The 16,999-nt window shown below is 59.3% G+C and carries 16 protein-coding genes; 9 read left to right on the top strand and 7 right to left on the bottom strand.

Annotation, left to right across the window (positions count from 1 at the left end; genetic code table 11):
- Nucleotides 1–69: 69 nt before the first annotated feature.
- The 7 genes from ACN0WV_RS10035 (at nt 70) to ACN0WV_RS10005 (ending at nt 8,098) form a co-directional block, all read left to right on the top strand.
- Nucleotides 70–954, top strand: coding sequence for an ABC transporter permease (locus ACN0WV_RS10035; protein ID WP_084354802.1), 885 nt, complete (start codon nt 70–72; stop codon nt 952–954).
- A 97-nt stretch (nt 955–1,051) separates the two neighbouring features.
- A complete protein-coding gene (locus ACN0WV_RS10030; RefSeq protein ID WP_417605462.1) occupies nt 1,052–1,858 on the top strand; it encodes an ABC transporter permease in 807 nt (268 codons plus the stop codon).
- A gap of 95 nt (nt 1,859–1,953) precedes the next feature.
- Nucleotides 1,954–3,288 carry a glutamine synthetase family protein gene (locus tag ACN0WV_RS10025; RefSeq protein WP_417605596.1) on the top strand — a complete coding sequence of 445 codons (1,335 nt, stop codon included), beginning with the start codon at nt 1,954–1,956 and terminating at the stop codon, nt 3,286–3,288.
- Between the two features lie 75 nt (nt 3,289–3,363).
- Nucleotides 3,364–4,047, top strand: a complete 684-nt coding sequence (locus tag ACN0WV_RS10020; protein ID WP_417605461.1) for a type 1 glutamine amidotransferase — start codon at nt 3,364–3,366, stop codon at nt 4,045–4,047.
- Entirely contained in the window at nt 4,044–5,411 is a 1,368-nt protein-coding gene (locus tag ACN0WV_RS10015; protein ID WP_417605459.1) for a glutamine synthetase family protein, read from the top strand. The genes ACN0WV_RS10020 and ACN0WV_RS10015 overlap by 4 nt, the downstream gene beginning before the upstream one ends.
- 75 nt (nt 5,412–5,486) lie before the next feature.
- Nucleotides 5,487–6,791 carry an NAD(P)/FAD-dependent oxidoreductase gene (locus ACN0WV_RS10010; protein WP_417605458.1) on the top strand — a complete coding sequence of 435 codons (1,305 nt, stop codon included), beginning with the start codon at nt 5,487–5,489 and terminating at the stop codon, nt 6,789–6,791.
- A gap of 113 nt (nt 6,792–6,904) precedes the next feature.
- Nucleotides 6,905–8,098, top strand: coding sequence for a DegT/DnrJ/EryC1/StrS family aminotransferase (locus tag ACN0WV_RS10005; protein WP_417605456.1), 1,194 nt, complete (start codon nt 6,905–6,907; stop codon nt 8,096–8,098).
- A gap of 73 nt (nt 8,099–8,171) precedes the next feature.
- Here the strand turns inward: ACN0WV_RS10005 and phaR are convergent, their stop codons facing one another.
- The 3 genes from phaR to ACN0WV_RS09990 all read right to left on the bottom strand — a co-directional run bounded on the left by phaR (nt 8,172) and on the right by ACN0WV_RS09990 (nt 11,240).
- On the bottom strand, nt 8,172–8,726 hold the full coding sequence (gene phaR, locus ACN0WV_RS10000; protein ID WP_084354781.1) for a polyhydroxyalkanoate synthesis repressor PhaR: 555 nt from the start codon (nt 8,724–8,726) through the stop codon (nt 8,172–8,174).
- A 132-nt stretch (nt 8,727–8,858) separates the two neighbouring features.
- On the bottom strand, nt 8,859–9,314 hold the full coding sequence (locus tag ACN0WV_RS09995; protein ID WP_417605594.1) for a phasin, PhaP: 456 nt from the start codon (nt 9,312–9,314) through the stop codon (nt 8,859–8,861).
- Nucleotides 9,315–9,446: 132 nt separating this feature from the next.
- The gene (locus ACN0WV_RS09990; protein WP_417605454.1) at nt 9,447–11,240 is read right to left on the bottom strand and encodes a PHA/PHB synthase family protein; all 1,794 of its coding nucleotides are present in this window, start codon (nt 11,238–11,240) and stop codon (nt 9,447–9,449) included.
- Between the two features lie 117 nt (nt 11,241–11,357).
- Between ACN0WV_RS09990 and phaZ the strand changes: the two genes are divergently transcribed.
- Nucleotides 11,358–12,644, top strand: a complete 1,287-nt coding sequence (gene phaZ / locus ACN0WV_RS09985) for a polyhydroxyalkanoate depolymerase (RefSeq protein ID WP_084354819.1) — start codon at nt 11,358–11,360, stop codon at nt 12,642–12,644.
- A gap of 118 nt (nt 12,645–12,762) precedes the next feature.
- Here the strand turns inward: phaZ and ACN0WV_RS09980 are convergent, their stop codons facing one another.
- The 3 genes from ACN0WV_RS09980 to ACN0WV_RS09970 form a co-directional block, all read right to left on the bottom strand.
- Complete coding sequence (locus ACN0WV_RS09980) at nt 12,763–13,737, bottom strand: Gfo/Idh/MocA family protein (protein ID WP_417605452.1); 975 nt, start codon at nt 13,735–13,737, stop codon at nt 12,763–12,765.
- A gap of 117 nt (nt 13,738–13,854) precedes the next feature.
- Nucleotides 13,855–14,751 (bottom strand): RNA polymerase sigma factor RpoH, encoded by an 897-nt coding sequence (gene rpoH / locus ACN0WV_RS09975; protein ID WP_417605450.1) that lies wholly within the window; start codon nt 14,749–14,751, stop codon nt 13,855–13,857.
- Between the two features lie 168 nt (nt 14,752–14,919).
- A complete protein-coding gene (locus tag ACN0WV_RS09970) occupies nt 14,920–15,945 on the bottom strand; it encodes an RluA family pseudouridine synthase (RefSeq protein WP_417605448.1) in 1,026 nt (341 codons plus the stop codon).
- Between ACN0WV_RS09970 and ACN0WV_RS09965 the strand changes: the two genes are divergently transcribed.
- Entirely contained in the window at nt 15,944–16,258 is a 315-nt protein-coding gene (locus tag ACN0WV_RS09965) for a DUF6476 family protein (protein ID WP_084354763.1), read from the top strand. The two genes, ACN0WV_RS09970 and ACN0WV_RS09965, sit on opposite strands and share 2 nt — an antisense overlap.
- Nucleotides 16,259–16,266: 8 nt before the next feature.
- Here the strand turns inward: ACN0WV_RS09965 and ACN0WV_RS09960 are convergent, their stop codons facing one another.
- The gene (locus ACN0WV_RS09960) at nt 16,267–16,923 is read right to left on the bottom strand and encodes a sulfotransferase family 2 domain-containing protein (protein WP_417605446.1); all 657 of its coding nucleotides are present in this window, start codon (nt 16,921–16,923) and stop codon (nt 16,267–16,269) included.
- Between the last annotated feature and the right edge of the window lie 76 nt (nt 16,924–16,999).

Genomic DNA, 16,999 nt, shown 5'->3' with positions numbered 1-16,999 from the left:
TGATCCGATCCGGGGGCGGCTGCGGCTGCCCCTGATTTCCGCCCGTCCGCCTGCCCAGGGAGGTCTGCCATTTTCAGCTATTGCACAGATCCCACGGCTCTGGACGGATTGCAGTGGTTTGCCTGCTACCTGACGACCGGCAAGCATATGGGATTTTACGTCTCGTTCGGCACGGTGCTGCTGCTGCTGGCAATCACGGCCCCCACGGCCTTGGCCTTTGGATTTGCCGCCGCCGGTGCTGCGCGATCCGCCGTTGCGCCGCTGCGCTGGATCGGCAAGGCCTATATCGCAATCGTGCGCGGCGTGCCCGACATCGCGTTCTTTCTGTTTTTTGTGATCGCACTGGATCAGGCGTTCGAATGGATGCGGCACAAGGTGAAATGTGCTGACTGGGACCAGCCGATCCGTCAAGGCAACGATTTCGTGGTCTGCGCCGCAGCCAAGCTGCCCTTGGGCAATTCGCCGCAATGGATGCACGAAACCTACGGCTTTTTTCTCGCCGTGCTGACCTTTTCCATCGTCTTCGGGGCCTTCGCGGGCAATGTCCTGTTCGGCGCTATGCGGGCCGTACCGCATGCCCAACTGGAAACCGCCGCGGCTTACGGCATGTCACGCAGGCAGGTGTTCTGGCGCATCCTGGTGCCGCAGATGTGGGTCTTTGCCCTGCCCGGCCTGTCGAACCTGTGGATGGTTCTGATCAAGGCCACGCCGCTGCTGTTCCTGCTGGGGGTCGAGGATATCGTCTACTGGGCGCGCGAGCTTGGCGGTGCCAAGACGCCGCGTTTCACCGACTATCCACATGGCGACTGGCGAATGTGGTATTTTCTGGCCCTGCTGATTTTCTATCTGGCGTTCACCCGCGTGTCAGAGGTTGTCCTTGGGCGGCTGATGGCCCGCCTCACACATGGTCAGGCCACCACCGGCGGCGAAGCGCAACGCAAGGCGGCGACATGATGGCAAGAGACACAGAGACACGCGTCCCGGACTTGATCCGGGACCTCTGCCCCGCCTGCCGCAAGGCCCCGGGTCAAGCCCGGGGCAGGACAGCGCCATGAGTTGTTGGGAAACGATTGCCGATTACGGTTTGCGTTCGCTCGGGATTGGCGAACGGCTTTTGCCCCGAGAGGGTTTCACGCTGTGCCAACAGGTCACCCTGATCGGCTCTGGGATGCTTTGGAACATCTATTTCGGCATATGCGCGCTGACCAGCGGCTTCTGCCTGGCCACCGCCGTGGCGATGGGAAAGGCCTCGAACAATCGCGTCCTGCGCAAACTGTCGGAGTGGTTCATTTTCATCTTCCGAGGCTCGCCGCTGTTCATCCAATTCTTCTTCGCCTACTTCCTGTTTCTCAGCCTCAAACAGGCAACCGGTATGTTCACCGCCTTTTCCTCTGCCTGGGCGGGCGCGTTGGTGGTGCTGTTTCTGAACACCGCCGCCTATAGCGGTGAGATCTTCTATGGCGCGCTTTTGTCGGTCCCCAAGGGCGATGTCGAAGCCGCAGATGCTTACGGCATGTCCGGCTGGCCACGGTTTCGCCGGATCGTCTGGCCCACGATGCTGCGGCTGGCATGGCCTGCCTATACGAACGAGGCGATCTTTCTGTTCCACGCCACGACGCTGGTCTTCTTCTCTGGGTTTCCGGCGCTGCAACAGAAAGGCGATGCGCTGTATTACGCCAGCTACTTCGCTGACAAGACGTTCAACCCGTTTGTCCCCTACCCGATCCTCGCCGGCTATTTCATTCTGCTGACGCTGGTGATCGTGGGAATTTTCGGGCTGATCAACCGGCATCTCAATCGGCATCTGCCGCAGGACGCGCGACCAAAGCTGAGGGTGCGCCCGAACCTGCTGCGTTAAGGCGCGTGTTGACATGGCCCTTGCCAAGCCCGCCCCTGCCCAGCTATCGATGATTTGATCATATTCTAAACCGGTGTCCTATGTCCAAGCTGACAATGAAAAACTACCTGCGCAAACATCCCGAAGTGCGTACCATTCGTGTGGCTGCGGCAGATCTGAACGGCCAGCCGCGCGGAAAGCGCGTGCCGTCGCGCTTTGCCGACAAGGTGGTTGAGGACGGCACCCGCTTTCCGATGTCCGTCCTCAACCTTGATATATGGGGCGAGGATATCGACGACAGCCCGCTGGTCTTTGAAAGCGGCGACGAAGACGGCATCCTGAAGCCGACAGAGCGCGGCTTCATGCCGATGCCCTGGCTGGAGGCACCGACCGCGCTGCTGCCGATCTGGATGTATCGTGACGGTGGTAAACCCTATGACGGCGACCCCCGCCATGCGCTGCGTGCGGTGGTCGAACGCTACAAGAAGCTCGGCCTGACCCCGGTTGTCGCGATGGAGATGGAGTTTTTCCTGATCGACGATTCAGGCCGCAACCTTCAGGTGCCGATCAGTCCGCGTTCCGGCAAGCGCCGCAAGGCCGCCGAGACGCTGTCCATTCGCGCGCTGGACCAGTTCGATACATTCTTCACCGATCTCTACGATGGGTGCGAGGCGATGGACATACCTGCCGACACCGCCATTTCCGAAGCCGGGCTGGGCCAGTTCGAGATCAACCTGATGCATTGCGACGACGCGCTGCGCGCCGCCGATGACGCATGGCTGTTCAAGATCCTCGTAAAAGGGCTGGCACGGCGCTACGGCTTTGCCGCGTCCTTCATGGCGAAACCCTATGAGGATTACGCGGGTTCCGGCCTGCACACGCATTTCTCGGTTCTGGATGGAAACGGCGACAACATCTTCGACGATGGCGGCCCCAAGGGCACGGACATGCTGCGTCATGCCGTGGGTGGTTGTCTTGCGGGCATGCATGACAGCGCGCTGATCTTCGCACCGCATGCCAACAGCTATGACCGGCTGGTGCCCGGCGCACATGCGCCCTCGGCGATCTGCTGGGCTTATGAAAACCGCACCTCGGCGATCCGTATCCCATCGGGCGCACCCGTGGCGCGGCGGATCGAACATCGCGTGGCGGGCGGGGACGTGAACCCCTATCTGCTTTTGACAGCGATCCTTGGCGCAGCGCTGGTGGGCATCGAAGACAAGATCGAGCCTTGCGAACCGATCACCGGCAACGCCTATACACAGGACCTTCCGCATATCCCGTCCGACTGGGGCAGCGCCATTGAGGCCTTCGAGGCCAGCAGCTTCATCCCGCGCATCTTCTCGGCAGAATTGATCCGCAACCTTGTCCTGACCAAGAAGCAAGAGAAGTTCTACATGGCCGAGCTTAGCCCGACCGAACAGGTAGAAATCTACCTCGACACTGTGTGACACGCCAACGGGCCGCCCCTTGTGGACGGCCCGTTGCATCTTTAGGTTTGAGCAGAACCCCAACATTGGTGCCCCATGCTTATTGGCATTTTACAAACCGGTCATGTCGCGCAAGAGCTTGTCGCGGAGAACGGTGATTATCCGGAAATCTTTGCGCAATTTCTGGCAGGCCGTGACCTGACCTTCCGCAACTACGCGGTCGTGGACGGCGAGTTTCCGAACGGCCCGGAAGATGCCGAAGGCTGGCTGATCACCGGCTCGCGTTTTGGCGCGTATGAGGATCATCCGTGGATCCCGCCGCTGGAGGAATTGATCCGCGACATCTACGGCTCGGGACGACCCATGATCGGCGTGTGTTTCGGCCATCAGATCATCGCGCAAGCGCTTGGTGGCAAGGTCGAGAAATTTGCGGGCGGCTGGTCTGTCGGGCGCACCAGCTATGACATATTGGGCGAGACCGTGAACCTGAACGCCTGGCATCAGGATCAGGTCGTGGTGGCGCCCGACGATGCCGAAATTGTTTCTTCCACCGATTTCTGCGAAAATGCGGCACTGCTATATGGTGATCGCGCCTTCACCATCCAGCCGCACCCCGAGATTGACCGGACCTATCTCAAGGGGCTGCTGGACAAACGGGCGCAAGGCGTCGTGCCCGATCCGCTGCGGCAGGAGGCGCTATCCCGCCTTGACGCCGACACGGACAGCGCGCGGCTGGCCGAGATGTTTGCGCTGTTCTTCAAGGAAAAGAGGATCACATGAGCGACACTGACTGGCAGGATGGCTTGCCCGACCCGGCCCGCGCCTATCTGGAAGGTCGCCGCCTTGACGAGGTCGAATGCATCATTTCGGATCTGCCCGGCATCGCGCGTGGCAAGGCCGTGCCCGCCAGCAAATTTGCCCGGCAGAAGCATTTTCACCTCCCCGACAGCATCTTCTTTCAGACGATCACCGGCGACTGGGGAGAGGCTGCCGACGAGCGCGAAGGCTTTATCGAGCGTGACATGATCCTGCGCCCGGACATGGCCACCGCCACGGCAGCCCCCTGGACCGGCGACTGGACGTTGCAGGTGATCCACGACGCTTATGATCGCAAGGACCGGCCCATACCCTACGCGCCGCGCAATGTGCTGCGCCGTGTCCTGCAGCTTTATCACGATCAGGGTTGGCAGCCCGTGGTGGCGCCCGAGATGGAATTCTACCTCGTGGCGCGCAATCTGGACCCGGCCAAGGACATCATGCCGATGATGGGCCGGTCAGGCCGCCCCGCCGCCGCACGGCAAGCCTATTCCATGACCGCCGTGGATGAGTTTGGCCCGGTGATCGACGACATCTACGACTTTGCCGAGGCACAGGGGTTTGAGATTGACGGCATCACGCAGGAAGGCGGTGCCGGACAGTTGGAGATCAACCTGCAACACGGCGATCCTCTGAAGCTGGCCGATGAGGTGTTCTACTTCAAACGCCTGATCCGCGAGGCCGCGTTGCGCCACGATTGTTTCGCGACCTTCATGGCCAAACCCATCGCGGACGAGCCGGGCAGTGCCATGCATATCCACCATTCGGTGCTGGATGTTGAAACCGGGCTGAACGCCTTTTCCGGACCGCAGGGCGGTGAAACCGACGCGTTCTTCCATTTCATCGGCGGGTTGCAGACCTATATGCCCGCAGCCATTGCCGTGATGGCCCCTTATGTGAACAGCTATCGCCGCTATGTGAAGGATCAGGCCGCACCGATCAATCTGGAATGGGGCCGCGACAACCGCACGACGGGCATTCGCATTCCGCTCTCCAGCCCCGACGGACGGCGCGTAGAAAACCGCTTGGCGGGGATGGACTGCAATCCCTATCTGGGCATCGCCGCGTCGCTGGCCTGCGGCTATCTGGGCATGATGGAGGAAATCCGCCCGCAAAAGCAGTTCCGTGGTGACGCCTATGAGGGCGAGGGCGATATTCCGCGCGTGCTGGGACAGGCTCTGGATGTGTTCGACGGCGCAGAAGCGCTGCACAAAGTGCTTGGTCCGGAATTTGCGCGGGTATATTCCATCGTGAAACGCACCGAATACGAAGAGTTCCTGCAAGTGATCAGCCCGTGGGAACGCGAACATCTGCTGTTGAACGTCTAGTCGTTCGATTACCGGAAAGGGAACGGGCCCTTCCTTTCCTGATCTGAGTTGAGACAACGAACAGGAACTTGCGTCGTGGATTTGCTGTTTTCCAATGACAGACGAGGCACCTACCCGGCGTCGTGGTATGCCGCGACGGCCACGCCTCTCGCGCCGTTTGCGCCCCTGCGCGGCGAGGTTCGCGCGGATGTCTGCGTGGTGGGCGGCGGCTATACCGGGCTGTCGGCTGCGCTGCATCTGGCGCAGGCGGGCCGGTCGGTGGTGCTGATCGAGGCGCATCGGGTAGGCTTTGGCGCATCTGGGCGCAATGGCGGGCAGTTGGGATCCGGGCAGCGACTGACGCAGGACGGGCTGGAAAAGCTGATGGGCGACGGCCCCGCGCACGCGCTGTGGGATCTGGCCGAGGATGCCAAGGCGCTGGTAAAGGATCTGATCGCGCGTCACGGTATCGCCTGCGATCTGACGCCAGGCGTGGGCTGGGCCGGCACTTCGCAACGATCAGTGGACGGGCTGCACCGCTATGCCGAACATCTGGCGGCGCGCTACGGCTACGAAGAGATAGACGCGCTGCGAACCAACGACTGGCAGGCGATCTGCCGCGCGCCACAGCATCTGGGGGCCATTCTTGACCACGGTGCCGCGCATCTGCACCCTTTGAAACTGGCGCTTGGGCTGGCGCAGGCAGCGCACGACGCGGGCGTGCAGATCCATGAAACGAGCCATGTACATCACCTGATCCAAGGCACCCCGGCGACCGTACAGACCGAGAGCGGGCGCGTGATTGCCGAGCAGGTCATCCTTGCCTGCAACGGCTATCTGGGCGGGTTGAACCGCAAGGTCGCGGCACGGGTCATGCCGATCAACAACTTCATTGCCGCAACAGAACCCCTTGGCGACGGTGCCGCCGAAGTTTTAGCAAGGAATGTCGCGGTGGCTGACGACCGGTTCGTGGTCAATTATTTTCGGATGAGCCACGATGGCCGTCTACTGTTCGGCGGCGGAGAAAGCTATGGCTACAAGTTTCCGGCGGACATTGCGGCTCTGGTCCGCAAACCTATGGAGCAGAGCTTTCCGCAGTTGAAAGGCGTGCGCATCGACCACGCCTGGGGTGGAACGCTGGCGATCACCATGCGGCGAATGCCCTATCTCGCACGGGTTGCACCAAACATCCTGTCGGCCTCGGGCTATTCCGGGCATGGTGTGGGCACGGCCGTACATGCCGGTCAGCTTATGGCACGCGCCATCGAAGGCCAGACCGACGGGTTCGATACGATGGCGGCGGTCCCGGCGCAGCCTTTTCCCGGCGGCGCAATGATGCGCAATCCCCTACTGGCACTGGCGATGAGCTGGTACGCGCTGCGGGACAGGCTGGGCGTCTGACCGCATTTCCATGTGACAATTCGATGAAAACCCCGTGACGCGGGCATTTTTCGCTTTGCGGTTTCGCGCCATAAGTTTACAAAATCAGAAAGGTCTATTTGGGAAATTGAAATATGGTCACCGCACCCAAGATGCATGACGCCGAGCCGATCCCCGCAGCCGCCTTGAAAGCGGTCGAGGAGCTGCTGCAATCGGGCGATCTATTTCGCTATCACGCGGCCCAAGACGCACCGGTGTCCCTGCTGGAGCGCGAGTTTGCCGAGATGATGGGCGTGAAATACGCGCTGGCGGTGTCAAGCTGCTCTGCCGCGCTGTTCCTTTCGCTCAAGGCGTTGGGTCTGCCGCGTGGCGCGCGAGTGCTGATCCCGGCCTTCACCTTCGCCGCCGTGCCCTCTGCCGTTCTCCACGCGGATTGCCATCCGGTCCTGTGCGAGGTCGGCACGAATTATCGTATTGATCTGGAAGATTTCGAAGCAAAGCTGGATGATGTGCAGGCGGTGCTGATCAGCCATATGCGCGGCCATACCTCTGATATGGACCGCATCATGGAACTGGCCGATGCCCGTGACATCCCGGTGATCGAGGATGCCGCGCATTCTCTTGGCACGGTCTGGGACGGTCGCAAGATCGGTACGATCGGCAAAATCGGCTGTTTCAGTTTCCAAAGCTACAAGCTGATCAACGCGGGCGAAGGCGGCATTCTGATCACGGATGATGCGGAAATCTTTGCCCAGGCGGTCATCATGTCCGGCGCCTATGAGCATAACTGGAAAAAGCATGACGGGCTGGCGGCTGCGTTCCAGCGCTGGCAGAATCTGCTGCCGCTTTACAATCTGCGCATGGGCAACCTCAGCGCGGCGGTCATTCGCCCGCAATTGGAAGAACTTGCGCGCAGGGTGCGTGACGGACGGGCAAACCACGATTTCGTTGCGGAGCGGCTGAACCAGTCGCCTTGGCTGGACGTTCCTGCCCCGCTGTCGCCCGAAGAACGTGCGCCGGATTCGATTCAGTTCAACCTTGTCGGCATGGACAGTTCCGATGCGGCGCGCTTTGCCGACGCCGCCGCAGCAGCCGGGGTCAAGGTACAGATTTTCGGCCTGTCCACGGACAATGCACGCGCGTTCTGGAATTGGAAGTTTCTTCCGGGCGGAATACCGGATCTGCCCAAGACACGCGCCATGCTGAAACAGGCCTGCGATGTACGTCTTCCGGCACGACTGACGGTGCCGGAACTGAAATTCGTGGCAGATGCCTTGACCGGTGCGGCTGCGGCAGTGATGACTCCCCTGCCTGCCTACGGCACCTGAAAGACGGCGATCAGACAAACAAGAAACGGGATATGTAACCGGGCTTTTACTGCGTCTCCGGTCACAGGCTTTGTCACTTGGAGAGTTTGGACAGCTTTGCCTGCAACTCCGCGAGCTGCTTTTTGATGTCGTCAAGATCCTCATCGCCGCTCTCGGCGTTGGGGTCCTTGCCGGGGCCGGTCCAGGTGTTGCCAATTCCGCTGGTCATCGCCTTAACAAACGCTTCTTGCTGCGCCTGCACTGCCTCAAACCCCGGAACCTTGGAAATCGGGTTCATCGAGTTCATATTCTCGACCCATTTCGACTGGCTGTCGCGGAACATATCGAAGGAGGCCGCAAGGAATTGAGGCACGACAGAGGTTGCCTGCGTCGTATAGCTGCGCACAAGATCGGTGAGCACATTGATCGGCAGGACACTTTCGCCCTTGCTTTCATGCTCGGCCACGATTTGCAGCAAATATTGACGGGTCAGATCATCGCCGGATTTCAGATCGACGATCTGAACCTCGCGGCCCGCACGAATGAAGCCTGCAATATCTTCAAGTGTGACGTAATCACTGGTCTCGGTATTGTAGAGTCGTCTGCTTGCATAGCGCTTGATCAGCAGCGGTTTATCGGTGTCAGCCAAGAAGGTTCTCCCCAAGAATGCAGCAATGCAGAAAAGCTTATGCGAGTGCAGAACAAAAAGAAAGGGCGGGCATAAAGCCCGCCCCTACCTCTGCGCCGCGTTGGGAGGAGTTGGCGCAGTCGTTATTATAACTTACTTCGAAGTTGCAGCAGCAGTTGCCTTCTTGGCAGCGGCTGTCGCGTCGTTGGTTGCCTTTTTGACAGCCGCGGATGCGTCTTCGGAGATGTCCTTGCCGGCAGCCATCATCAGCTCAACCGTGTCCATCTGAACCTTTTTCGCGATTTCAGCGAAAGCGGCCATGTTCTCGGAAGCAACTTCAGCCTGAGCGGAAGCGAAATCTGTCATCGCTTTGGCGTAATCGGCAGGCTCTGCTTTGGCTTTGGACATGTCTGCCAGTTTGGTCAGAGTGTCCTTGGCCCACTTGGCAGAGATTTCTGTCGACTTTTCAGCAGCTTCCAGAGCAACGCCCGAGAGCTTCTCGTTCAGAGTCGCTGTGGTCTTGAACGCGTCTTCCATTGCTTTCGTGTCAACCGGGAACGCGCCCATGATGTCTTTCATCATTGCGGTCGGATCTTGTGTCTTAGCCATTGTTAAATTCCTTTCAAAGCTGAACTCGGGCCCACCCCGTTTCCTGCGTCTGTCAGGAATATGCATGCTGCGGCGCGGCATTTCAAGAATTTAATGCTGCGCCGCAGAAAATTGTTTATTTGACCAATACTTTCAGCGGATTGCCTTGATCGTCACATAGGTTCCGGGGGCTGGCCCAAGCGTCGGATGGTCCGAATCACCCGGTTTTCGCGCGTCCACCTTCTTGCCAGAACGCTTTCGCAGCCATTCCTCCCACCGCGGCCACCACGACCCGGCGGTGAAGGTAGCCCCCTCCATCCAGCCTTCTGCGTCCTGCTTCAGATCGGTGTTGGTGTAGTGCCCGTATTTCTTCTTGGACGGCGGATTGACGATCCCTGCGATGTGGCCGGATTCCGACACGATGAAGGTCTTGGACCGCGCTCCCATCTTTTGAACACCCCGGTAGCAGTCTTTCCAAGCAGCAATGTGATCGGTCTCGCAGGTGACTGAACAGAGCGGCACATCAACGTCGGACAGTTTCAGCGTGTGGCCCATAAGTTCGAACGTGCCCTCGGAAAATTCGTTCCGCTGGCACAGGCCGCGCAGATACTGCATGGCCATCTTGGCCGGCAGATTGGCACCGTCACCGTTCCAGTACAGCAGGTCGAAAGCAGGCGGCGTTTCCCCCATCATATAGCTTTTGATCGCCGGACCGTAGATAAGATCCGTCGACCGCAGAAAGCTGAAGGTTCGCGCCATGACAAAGGATGGCAGCATCCCCTTGGCCTCGACCTCCTGTTCGATCCCGTCGATAAAATCGTTTTGCAGGAAAGGGGTGAATTCACCCTGATCGCTGAAATCTGTCAGCGTGGTAAAGAACGTGGCCGATTTTACCGTCTTGTCGCCGCGCTGCTTCATCAGCGACAGCGTCAGCGACAGCGTGGTCCCGGCAATGCAATAGCCCACCGCGTTTACTTCAGATTGTCCGGTGATCTCTTTCACTTCCCGAAAAGCAGTCAGGTAGCCATCCTCTATGTAATCCTCCAGCCCCACGTCGCGATAGCTGGGATCGGGGTTGATCCAACTGACGACGAACAGCGTGTAGCCCTGCTCTGTCACCCATTTGATAAAGCTGTTCTGCTCTTTCAGGTCGAGAATGTAGAATTTGTTGATCCACGGCGGAAACAGCACGATCGGCGTGGCATAGACCTGATCGGTGTCCGGTGTGTACTGGATCAGTTCCATCATCTTGTTGCGATAGACGACCTCGCCCGGTGTGGTGGCGATATTCTCGCCCAGCACAAAGGCGCGCTCATCCGCCAGCCGCACCACCAACTCGCCATTGTTGGCCTCTAGGTCAGACACCAGATTTTCGAGACCTTTGACCAGGGACTCGCCATCCGTCTCAACCGCCTTCTGCAATGCATCCGGGTTGGTGCCGAAAAAATTGGTCGGTGCCATCATATCAAGGATCTGCCGCGAGAAATACGTCAACCGGCGCTTTTCGGTATCGTCGAGATGCTCGATGTCCTCGACGGCACGAGAAATCGTATCCGCATTGATCAGATACTGCTTCTTGATGAAATTGAAATAAGGGTGCGAATCCCACAGCGGGTTGGAAAACCGCCGGTCTTTCGGGCCGGGATCTTCGGGTGCCTCCAGTTTTCCGCGCGCAAGCGTCTGTTGTACTTCGACAAAATGCTTCAGAGAGCTGCCCCAGAATCCGATCTGGTGTTCAAGAAGCTTCGACGGGTTCTGAACGGCCTCCGTCCAATAGGTCTGCATTGCCTTGGTATACAGCTCTTGATTCGGGCCGCTGAGTGCCGGATTTACCGGCTGTTTTTGCGACATCGCGGCCATCAAGCGTTGCGACAACTCCTCAACACGCGCCAAATTTTCCTTCAGCCGATCCAAATTCTGCCCTGCGGCAACGTCTTTAGTTGTCATTGGAAAATTTCCCCCTTACTTTTGCTGCTACGCAGAATAAAATATCCTGTCGCCTCTTGTTGGGGGGCAAAGCGACGAAATGAACCGGCTTGCCTGCCCGGACTTATGGAGACGCACATGCGCTACATGGCGACGTACGACCTTATGGAGACCCTTCGCAACACCAACCAGTGGTTGGGAGCGACGGCCAAGGCTGCTGCATCCTACCCTGCGTTTGCCCTGATTCCCAACCCTGCGTTGCAGTGGATGGCGGCTTGGGGCGAGGTGACGGAACGATCCTTCGAGCGAATGACTGTAAAACCGGGATGGGGCATCCGCTCTATCACTTGCGAAGACGGAAAAGATCACGTTGTGGTCAAGCAGACCGTCGTTCAGCGCGCCTTCGGTGACCTGATCCACTTTAAAGTACAGGGGCGCGACCCGAAACCCCGGCAAGTGCTTTTGGTCGCGCCGATGTCGGGGCATTATGCCACGCTGCTGCGCTCGACGGTGATTTCGTTGCTGCCCGATTGCGAGGTTTATGTGACCGACTGGCACAATGCCCGCGACATCCCGGTGAGCGAAGGCAAGTTCGATGTCGAGGATTACACTCTCTACCTTGTCGAATTCATGCGCCATCTCGGCCCCGACACCCATGTGATCGCCGTCTGCCAGCCCGCACCACTGACGCTGGCCGCCACCGCCTATCTGGCCGAAGAAGATCCCGATGCGCAACCGCGTTCGCTGACCTTGATCGGCGGACCGATTGATCCGGATGCTGCACCGACGGATGTGACCGATTTCGGCGCACGCGTAACAATGGGTCAGCTTGAAGAAACCATGATCCAACGTGTGGGATTCAAGTATAATGGCGTCGGTCGGATGGTCTATCCTGGCCTGCTGCAACTGTCCTCGTTCATCTCGATGAACGCCGAACGGCACTCCAAGGCGTTCAGCGACCAGATCATGCGTGTCAGCCGCGGCGAAGCGTCTGACCATGACGCCCATAACCGATTCTACGATGAATATCTTGCGGTGATGGACATGCCTGCGGAATTCTACCTGTCCACGGTGGAGCGGGTGTTCAAGAATTGCGAGATTGCCAAGAACGAATTCACCGTCAAAGGAAAGCTGGTCGATATTGGCAAGATCACCAGCGTTGCCGTCAAGACGGTCGAAGGCGCCAAGGACGACATCTCGGCCCCCGGTCAATGCGTCGCGGCGCTGGCGCTGTGCACCGGCCTGCCCGAATCCAAGAAGGCCAGCCATCTGGAACCGGGTGCCGGCCATTACGGCATCTTCGCGGGCAAGAGCTGGCGGCAGAACATTCGTCCGTTGGTGTTGGAATTCATCGACGCCAATTCGGACGCGCCGGAACCTGCCGCCAAAACCACCAAGACAGCGAACAAGAACGCCGCCGCCTGATCGGCAATCTCCGGGGCGTTGCATTGGACCAATCATAATGGGGCCGCACCAGCAATGGTTCGGCCCCGTCTTATGCAAGATGACCGTGCGGGGAACGGTCCAACCGCGGGGCGTCGGCTCAACCCCGGTCCTTGTCGAACACCATGTCGATCATCGCCTGCGTCCCGCGAGAAAACTCCAGCGGACAGGCATATGCGGCACCGCTCGTCGCGGACCGATTGAACGCCTCGACCTGAAGCACATAGTGATTGTCGCCGGGAAACCGGTAAACGGCGATCTCGCCACTGGCGCGATGAAGATCAATGCGCGCCTCGCCGTAGACCATCGGATTGAACGGCGCTGTCAGTCGCATCACCCCTTCGGATCCGTGGAACGTCATATCCTGCCACGGGCTCATCCGCATGGAATTGACGGCCGTATAGTGGAATGACGGAAATTTTGCCGTGATATGCGACCACACATCCACGTCGTTTTCATAACGGATAGCGGTGGATAGGATTTCCTGCGGTTCTTGCCCTGTCACGAAGCGGGTCGATCCGTAGGTATAGACGCCAATATCGGGTATTGCGCCGCCACCGGTTTCGGGCCTGTTGCGGATATTTCCACCATCGGCGCTGTTATCGTAGGAAAACGCGCCGGAGACGCGGATCAGCTCCCCAATTGCACCGGCTTCGTATAGCGCCTTGGCCTTCTGCCATTGCGGGTGATGCACGATCATATAGGCCTCTGCCGCGAGCAACCCGGTTTCATTGCGCAAGGTAATGATCTCGTCGATCTGATCGGCCCGCATGGCAATCGGCTTTTCACACAGAACATGCTTGCCGGCACGCAAGGCCTTCAGTGTCCATTCGACATGCAGATGGTTCGGAAGCGGTACATAAATGGCATCAATCTGGTCGTCGGCCAGCAGAGCGTCGTAATCCTCAAATACCGTCAGGCCGGGCACCTTCTCGACAAAAGGCTTTGCATTTTCAGCGTCAGAGGTTGCAAGCGCGGAGAACATGCCGCCACGCGCAGAGTGAATCGCGGGTGCCATGTGGTTCAACGCGAAATTCGAGGCACCCAGGATGCCCCAGCGAATGTGTTTGGCCATTGCGTTTTCTCCCTGTTGTGAACACCTTACCTTTGCCGTCCCTTACGTCAACAGCCCATCATAAATGCAAACAGGCCCCGCGATGGGGGCCTGTCAAATATTGGCATATGGGCAGGTTTACTGCGTCGGTGTCATCCCGGCGTCGCTTGCCAGATCGCGCATCTTCTTCTGTAGCTTCTCAAAGGCGCGCACCTCGATCTGCCGGATACGTTCGCGGCTGACATCATATTGGCCGGACAGTTCTTCCAGCGTAACGGCCTGATCGGTCAGGCGGCGTTGGGTCAGAATGTCCTTTTCGCGATCGTTGAGCACCGACATTGCTTCCGCGAGCAGCGCCCGACGCGTTTCCAACTCGTCACGCTCTTCATAGTCGCCGGCCTGGTCGGCGTCTTCATCCTCCAGCCAGTCCTGCCACTGCATAGAGCCTTCGCCCTCTTGACCGACAGTGGCGTTCAGCGACGCATCACCGCCCGACAGACGACGGTTCATGGAGATGACTTCGGTCTCTGTCACGCCAAGATCGTTTGCGATCCGTTGTACATGCTCGGGCCGCAAATCGCCATCTTCCAGCGCGCCGATGCGGGATTTCGCCTTGCGAAGGTTGAAGAACAGCTTTTTCTGGGCAGAGGTCGTGCCGAGTTTCACCAGCGACCACGAGCGCAGGATATATTCCTGGATCGAGGCGCGGATCCACCACATCGCATAGGTCGCAAGGCGGAAGCCGCGCTCTGGATCAAAGCGTTTGACCGCTTGCATCAGACCGACATTCGCCTCGGAAATCACCTCGGCCTGCGGCAGTCCGTAGCCGCGATAACCCATGGCGATCTTGGCCGCGAGACGCAGGTGAGATGTCACCATCTTGTGGGCGGCTTCGGTGTCCTGCTCTTCGACCCAGCGTTTGGCCAGCATGTATTCTTCTTCCGGCTCCAACAGCGGGAACTTCCGGATTTCCTGCATATAGCGGTTCAGGCCGCCCTCTGGCGTCGGTGCCGGCAGGTTTTTGTAGTTACTCATGGATATGTCCCTCCCCATGTTTAAGGGCTTAACATTTACTTAGGCATCTCGGTACGGGCTTTCAACTCCCGTAGCGTGCAAAACTATAACGTTTAGTTAAGACAATTCCGTCGGGAAGAAATCAATATGTCAGTGCGTTCACGCGCATGTGCTGTGCATTTGACCGCGTCATGCGCGCAATCGCGCCAAAAGCAGCGCCATATCAGCGGGAAGCTGCGACTCGAACCGCATCACCTCACCGCTCGCGGGATGTTTGAATCCCAGCACGGCGGCATGCAGCGCTTGTCGCGGAAACGCCGATACAGCGTCTCGTGTCGCGTCGTTCAGGGCCTTTACCGCGATCTTCCGGCGCCCGCCATAGGTCTGATCCCCAACAAGCCCGTGACCGGCATGGGCCATATGCACTCGGATTTGATGCGTTCGCCCGGTTTCCAGCCTGCATTCGACAAGCGCCACCGCAGGCGGTGTTCCAAACCCTTCCAGCACCCGCGTCCGCGTCACCGCATGTCGTCCACCATTGAACACCACGGCCTGCTTTTGCCGGTCCGTCTTGTGGCGCGTCAGTTGCGTGGTGATGCGGATCACCGCGCCCGGTTCCGCCGAGACACCGCGAATGCCGCGCAGACGCGGATCACCCGTGTCGGGCATGCCGTGGACAATCGCCAGATAGGCGCGTTCGGCGGTATGTGCCTCAAACTGTGCTGCCAGCCCGTGATGCGCCCGGTCCGTCTTGGCCACAACCAGCAATCCGGTCGTATCCTTGTCGATCCGGTGCACAACGCCGGGACGTTTTTCGCCGCCGACACCTGACAGCGTGTCGCCACAGTGGTGCAAAAGAGCGTTGACCAGTGTACCCGTCGGTGTGCCCGGCGCGGGATGCACCACCATCCCCGCAGGCTTGTCCACCACGATAAGGTCGTCATCCTCATAAACGATCTCAAGCGGAATCGGTTCCGGGCCAATATGGCTTTCGGTCGCCAGCGGCACGGTGATCTCCAGCACATCGCCTTCTGACACCTTCGCCTTGGCGTCTGTCACCACCGCGCCGTTCAACACGACGCAGCCTTCAGCGATCAGCCGCGCCAGCCGTGTACGCGACAGCGATGCCTCGTCTGGCACATCCCGCGAAAGCGCCTTATCAAGGCGGGGCGGCGGGGCCAGCCCGATCGTGACGCTAATCACGGTGGTATCCATGGATGACGCTCCTCAGCCGGACGAGAGTTTCGAAGAACCGGCAAACTTGAAATTTCTGCGGATGCTGGTCACGATCCTGACCGGCACGATGATCGCGGGACTTCTAATCATCATTGCGCTGGTTGTCATCCGCTACTCTGACCAACGCGCACCTTTGCCGGACACGATCACCCTGCCGGACGGGACCACGGCCACCGCCTTTACCCAAGGATCGGACTGGTACGCGGTGGTCACGGCCGATGACCGTATCCTGATTTTCGACCGCGCCAACGGCAAACTTGTCAACACCATAGAGGTCCGCCCGGCACCCTGACGTCCTGCCTAATCCTGCCCGTCGAAGTGATAGTCAAAGCGGGCGATATCCTCGGCGCAAACCTCTGCCAGATGCTCGGCCAGCGCGTCGTCGTAGTGCTGACGATAGTCATTCGCCCGCTCCGACCGGTTTACATGCGGCAAATCGGGCGTAAACCCCAGATGCCCAGAGAGCAACGGCATGTCCTCTTCGATATGTTCCAGCCGCAGGTAGGCCGATGCACGCTCAACCCCCGTCGCATCCGTCATGTAGTGCCGCGCAGGCGCGCCATGCAGGCTGAGCACGATCTGCGGATCACGCAGAAACGTCGCGAAATCAGCCTGTTGCGCCAGTGTCACGGCCGGATGCCTAAAGCTCTGCGCGCGCAGCCAGTGATAATAGCTGACCGCCCGGTCCCAGGGATTGCGCACGATGGTGAAGGTGAACATCGCGGCGATCTGCGCAGGCGTCAGCACGCCCTCAATATCCGCCAGCGTGCTGTGTTTCCAAAGCCGCCCGCGTGGCTGCAAACGCTTCAGCCGCCTGCGCCTGCGCAGCGCCTTCGGGGTATCGCCAACCAGAATATCCCCGGCCATCGCCCGCGCTTCCAGCGCCAGTGCCATCGAGGTGCCGCCGGTCTTGGGGATATGCACGAAGATATAGGCGCGGCCTTCGGAAATAATCATGCGCGGCAGTTTAGCGCGACAGCAGCCGGGGAAAAGCGCAAAGGGGTTTTCACTCTCGGCAAAGCGCCGCATAGTC

It is taken from the genome of Primorskyibacter flagellatus, assembly GCF_048268605.1.
Classification (GTDB): domain Bacteria; phylum Pseudomonadota; class Alphaproteobacteria; order Rhodobacterales; family Rhodobacteraceae; genus Primorskyibacter; species Primorskyibacter flagellatus.
The sequence above is the reverse complement of the archived record's forward strand: the minus strand, read 5'-3'. Positions and strand labels throughout refer to the sequence as shown.